We start from the raw sequence: 4,573 nt of genomic DNA on the forward strand, positions 1-4,573 counted from the left end.
AGCCAGGGGTGTTACGCGGCAGTCAGCGCGGGAAAGGGTTGCGTGACTACACTCAACCCAAGCTGGCAAGAACCCTGCCAGCGCTTGACACATGCAAACGGAACTGAAATGGACTTTTTTCTCCTGGTGACCTTTGTCGCCATCGGCACCTACCTCCTGAAAGCCAGGGAAGAACGCCAACGCATAGCGCTGCTGGGCAGCCATCTGGGCAATTACCAGATTGAAAAACTCATGGAAATCCTGGCCGACGGCTACCTGCGGGCACTCGGCGAAAAAGAACCCGAGCGCCGCGAACAGATCTGGCAACAACTGGCCAACTCCGAAGCGCAACTGGCCGTACAGTTCAGCAAATTTGCGACGGAGTTTGCCAGGGTGCCTGAACCCGAGGCCCGCGTCAGCCGGCTGCCCATCAGCTTTCCCTTTGCGACCCTGATCCTGCCGGCCATGAGCTTCGACATGCGCATTGCGCTGGCGATTCACGCCGCCGGTATTGCGCGCGTGGCCCAAAACGCGGCCGGGCTCAGCCCCAAGGCCAAGGCCTTCACGATGTCAGCCGAACTCTTCCTGATGCAGCACACTTGCCACTGGTTTTGCAAATCAAAAGCCATCGCCTCAGCCCGCGTGCTGGTGCGTCACAAGACGCCGCATGCGCAACTGGTGGAGTCGGTGTCGCCGGAGACGCGTGAGGCTTATAGCGTGCTGATCAGCGGCGGCAGATAAATAAGCGTGTGAGGCACTTTCACGCACGACGCCTCACGGTCTTGCAACCATGGCTTTCACTTCCTCGCTGAGGCGAAGAACCTCCGGGCTTGTTGTCACCCCGACAGATATCGCGTCCAGGCCGTCGACCATCGTGCATTTGAAAGTCGCATCCGCCTGTTTGTTGCATTCCATGACACCACGAGACTTGCCATCCACCTTGAAACGCGCAGGATGAAAGATGTAGGTGAGATCCGAGGGATCTTTTGGATAGACGGTGCGATCCAGAAGATCGTCCGGAAATTTCTTCTCGGTCATTTCCCTGATGAGATAGGCCATCCGGGCCCCAAGTTGCGGGATCGCCTGTTTGGTTTCCTTGTTGTGCGCCCCGTGCAGGCCAATCATGGTTTTCGCCAGAGGAGTGCCGTCGCTGTAATAGCGGTGTACCCCTCCGAGAAAAACAAGGCCGCATGCGGACTCGCATTTTCCTGAGACTGCAGTGTCGAGGCCTGCATCCCGAATGCGCCTTGCAAGTTCTTGCCCATTCCAGAGATCTCCCCCGGGGCTGTTGTGCAGCAAAACGAGTTTCACTTGATTCGTGGCAAGCTGATCCTTAAGCTGGGCAACGTCGCCGCCAACAACCGGTCCGGACATGATCAGTGTTTCGCCAATGAGATTGAAGTCCATGGCCAGGGCCGGCGTGACGGCGAGCTGGAACGCGACCAGGACGAGCCATCTTCTATGGTGAAACGGCATTTGTGGCGCCTTAAAGGTTTGCCAAGCCACTCAGCGACGGGCAAACACTATTCATCAAGAAAATCCCCTCGGTAAAAGCTCCAGGCAGTTCCGTCGTGAAGATAGAAGTACCCATCGGCACAAAAATCTTTGCCGGGGAAAAATTCGCGATACGCCTTGGGAACGAGCCGTGACAGCTGCGCGTCCGTGAGTTCGTCGAACTGTTCAGGCGTAATTGGTTGACCGACTCTGAGTTTGGGAGATTCCATGGGTGAACCGGGTAGTTGGAGGCGTATGGATGATGAGCGTCATTGTGCGGTGAAATCCTGCCCTTGGCTCTGGCGCAGAAGGTGCGGAAACCTCGGAAGCAGAAAATCGACCCAAAGAGCCAGGTCAGCCACCGCGTAATACGGCAGCCAGACATCGACATCCGGCTTCCATGCGTCAGGATTCACTTTCTGAAGATCAGCGATTCTCTTGCGCCACATCTCGCCCTGATAGCCCGGAAGTTTTGCCCATTCGTGTACTGGATCCGATGCCGCGGGCTCTGGAATGCGTTTCGACAGCTCCGCTGCGATGGAAAAGCCGAGCTCTATATCAGCTGCACTCAGGGTACGCAGCACGCGGGCATTTGGCCCACTGCAGAGTGACGATTCCGCAGACTCCTGATGAACCAGATTCAGTGTGAATGAACTTCCCGAGAGTTGGCCTCCCCAGGAACTGACCTGAAACCACAGACACCAATAACCCGGCCCGGCAGGTCGAATAAACGCACAGGAGTAACCGGGCCGCCGCTTCCAGCCGTTGGCCGTAAACCACGGACTGAGCGCGCGCTTCAGCGCAGCGTGTACGACCTTACTTGTTGCATAAATGGTCATCATGACGCCTGACGTTTGAGATGAGAGCCAGGTGGCATCAGGAGAGCCATTGAATGGCCAGCATCACAAAGAGCAATAACCAGACCGTTGAGCTCAACACAGCTGTAAGCCAGTTTGTCCATTTAATGCTCCCCGGGTACATGCGGCCCAGAACGACAGGGCTTGACGCTGCGTCGTAGAGCGACCAGCCACCTATGGCGGTAAAAACGGCCAGGCCCCACAGGCTTCCTTTTGATGCCGAACTGAAAGAAACCGCCGCAATGGTTGTGGCCAGGGCGAACCAGACAACGCTGATCCAGAGGAATCCTCTGGCCATGTCACCTTTTTCCGCCGGCGCCATCGAAGGCTCGACTGTCTCTACAGCTGCGAGCAATTCCGGCAAAGGTTGCCTGGAACGTAGCGACGCAAGAAGCAATACGGCCTGAACGCCAGACCACGCGAGAAAAATGAACAGGGCTTGAGTTGTTGATGGCATATGCGAAGAACTTAAGGTTTGTGTACCCACCCGAAGCAAGGCTCAGGCCTGTGATGCGAGCAGACCGAGGTCATTAGAGAAAAAACTTGAAGCGCGTTAAAGCTCATCTTCTTCCCATACCGCAGGGTCATCGGCCCATTCCAGCAGTAACCCGGCCCTCGATGCAAGCATGGGGGCGAGCTCTTCCATGTTCTCTCCCGTACCAATGACAAACGTTGGGTGGCGCTCCCCACGCGCCATGCATCGAGCCGCGTCCTGCCAGAGTGAAGCGATGGCATGTACCGCCTCCCGCGGAGTTCCAGCCTTGCTTGAGGAAACATAGTCGTTCGGCATATCGCCAGAGATAGCCCACCAGCCCACTGAACCAGGGCTCTCAAGGCTTTCGACGGTCCAAATTGAGACATAGGGGGCAAGGTGCCACGCAGGCTCTAAGCCGATTCGGCCATGCACCAAGCCTTCGCGTTGCAAGTATTCGGATACTTCAGCACGGCGCTCTGCACACCACTGGGCTTCAACTTCGGGGTTGTCGTAATCGGGCATTGTTAGGGCCTAACATTTGAGCTGAGTGGACTGTAGCAGCAGGCCGCGCGGAACCGGAACTAACAGCGCGGTGTCACGTGGCCTGCTGTTGCGGTCCGCTCAGATGATGGGTTACTCCCGGCGAGATACCCTAAGGTTGCAGGAACGCTTGCTCCCAGCGGGAACCAATGCGGGAATAGGTCGTGCGCGCATGCAGGCGGCTCTCTTTGAACTCCAGGAACTCAATGTGCTCCGCCTGGAGCCTGAATCCGCCCCAGTTCGCGGGGCGAGGGATTGGCTTGCCATCGTACGCAGCTACGGCGCGTCCGTATTGATCCGAAAGCGACTCGAGGCTTGCGAGCGGGCGGCTCTGCTGAAATGTCGCTGTGGCAATTTGGGCATCCCGCAGACGGCCAGCCCAATGTACTTCGGCCTCCTGTTCCGGTATTACCGTACAAACGCCTTTGATGCGTACTTGCGTGGCGATATGCTCCCACCACAGCGTAATGCCGGTCTTGGGGTTGCGAGCGATGTCCAGGGCCTTGCCAGAGTCCAAATGCGTGCAAAAGACGAAACCCGTCTCTTCCGCTTCCTTCAAATCGACAAATCGCGAACTAGGGTATCCATCCGCATCGATGGTGGAAACACAAACAGCGTTCCTGTGTTTGGACGACCCACGGCTCCTGGCGTCGAGCCATACAGTTTTGAAACGCTCAATKGGACTGCGCATATTTTCTCTTGACGTCTAAGGTTTGAGATGAGCGGCTCGACCCGGCATGCCGGGGTGCGCCCTCTTGATGGAAGGGTCAGGCATTGATGCGGCCACCTTGGCACTCACTGCACTGGCATCCATCGCTCAGCGGTCCATTTGAGTACGGTGGTTGGCGAAAGAGGATTGGATGATTTTGCAGCGGTGTCTTTGGAGAGCGCCCGAAGCGCATCTATTGCTGACGGAGTGGATTCCGATATGTACAAGACCATATCCGTTGTTGGCAGAGCTATAACAAGGAGACCTTGCTGAGCATTTGCAAGAGATGCCCACTGAGAAAGAATGGCGACGCGGCCGACCTCATACACACTACCTGGAATAGCTCCAATCTGCCCGTTTCCGACGGGCTTCGCACTGTCAGCGAGAGGTTTCAGTGTGGCTTGCAGATTCTCACCACCAAGTTCAAATAGCTGATTCTGTGATATGTTGAGCTTTCTCAGGTCGCGATCATCAAGCGGTCTCACCGCGCGCGGCGTATCGAGCACGGCTACCGATACC

8 protein-coding genes are annotated in these 4,573 nt (G+C 56.7%); 1 reads left to right on the forward strand and 7 read right to left on the reverse strand.

Annotated features, from left to right (window positions below):
- Positions 1-108: 108 nt before the first annotated feature.
- Positions 109-720 carry a hypothetical protein gene (locus AC1D1P_RS14870; RefSeq protein WP_477673518.1) on the forward strand — a complete coding sequence of 204 codons (612 nt, stop codon included), beginning with the start codon at positions 109-111 and terminating at the stop codon, positions 718-720.
- 33 nt (positions 721-753) lie between these two features.
- Here the strand turns inward: AC1D1P_RS14870 and AC1D1P_RS14875 are convergent, their stop codons facing one another.
- From AC1D1P_RS14875 to AC1D1P_RS14905, 7 genes are all read right to left on the reverse strand, one after another.
- Complete coding sequence (locus AC1D1P_RS14875) at positions 754-1,455, reverse strand: hypothetical protein (protein WP_477671173.1); 702 nt, start codon at positions 1,453-1,455, stop codon at positions 754-756.
- A gap of 47 nt (positions 1,456-1,502) precedes the next feature.
- The gene (locus AC1D1P_RS14880; protein WP_477646891.1) at positions 1,503-1,703 is read right to left on the reverse strand and encodes a hypothetical protein; all 201 of its coding nucleotides are present in this window, start codon (positions 1,701-1,703) and stop codon (positions 1,503-1,505) included.
- A gap of 39 nt (positions 1,704-1,742) precedes the next feature.
- Positions 1,743-2,315 (reverse strand): hypothetical protein, encoded by a 573-nt coding sequence (locus tag AC1D1P_RS14885; protein WP_477671174.1) that lies wholly within the window; start codon positions 2,313-2,315, stop codon positions 1,743-1,745.
- A gap of 34 nt (positions 2,316-2,349) precedes the next feature.
- Positions 2,350-2,787, reverse strand: coding sequence for a hypothetical protein (locus tag AC1D1P_RS14890; RefSeq protein WP_477671175.1), 438 nt, complete (start codon positions 2,785-2,787; stop codon positions 2,350-2,352).
- 96 nt (positions 2,788-2,883) lie between these two features.
- Complete coding sequence (locus AC1D1P_RS14895; RefSeq protein WP_477673519.1) at positions 2,884-3,327, reverse strand: DUF4826 family protein; 444 nt, start codon at positions 3,325-3,327, stop codon at positions 2,884-2,886.
- 130 nt (positions 3,328-3,457) lie between these two features.
- A complete protein-coding gene (locus tag AC1D1P_RS14900; RefSeq protein ID WP_477671177.1) occupies positions 3,458-4,036 on the reverse strand; it encodes a pyridoxine/pyridoxamine 5'-phosphate oxidase in 579 nt (192 codons plus the stop codon).
- Between the two features lie 104 nt (positions 4,037-4,140).
- Positions 4,141-4,573, reverse strand: a 433-nt coding sequence (locus AC1D1P_RS14905; protein ID WP_477673520.1) for a DUF1444 domain-containing protein, incomplete at its 5' end; no start/stop codon positions are given.

The organism is Polaromonas sp. P1_E1_2 (assembly GCF_056406035.1).

Excerpts from the sequence above, each read along its gene's own strand:
- AC1D1P_RS14870 (WP_477673518.1), top strand. The coding sequence starts at position 109 with ATGGACTTTTTTCTCCTGGTGACCTTTGTCGCCATCGGCACCTACCTC.
- AC1D1P_RS14875 (WP_477671173.1), bottom strand. The coding sequence starts at position 1,455 with ATGCCGTTTCACCATAGAAGATGGCTCGTCCTGGTCGCGTTCCAGCTC.
- AC1D1P_RS14880 (WP_477646891.1), bottom strand. The coding sequence starts at position 1,703 with ATGGAATCTCCCAAACTCAGAGTCGGTCAACCAATTACGCCTGAACAG.
- AC1D1P_RS14885 (WP_477671174.1), bottom strand. The coding sequence starts at position 2,315 with ATGATGACCATTTATGCAACAAGTAAGGTCGTACACGCTGCGCTGAAG.
- AC1D1P_RS14890 (WP_477671175.1), bottom strand. The coding sequence starts at position 2,787 with ATGCCATCAACAACTCAAGCCCTGTTCATTTTTCTCGCGTGGTCTGGC.
- AC1D1P_RS14895 (WP_477673519.1), bottom strand. The coding sequence starts at position 3,327 with ATGCCCGATTACGACAACCCCGAAGTTGAAGCCCAGTGGTGTGCAGAG.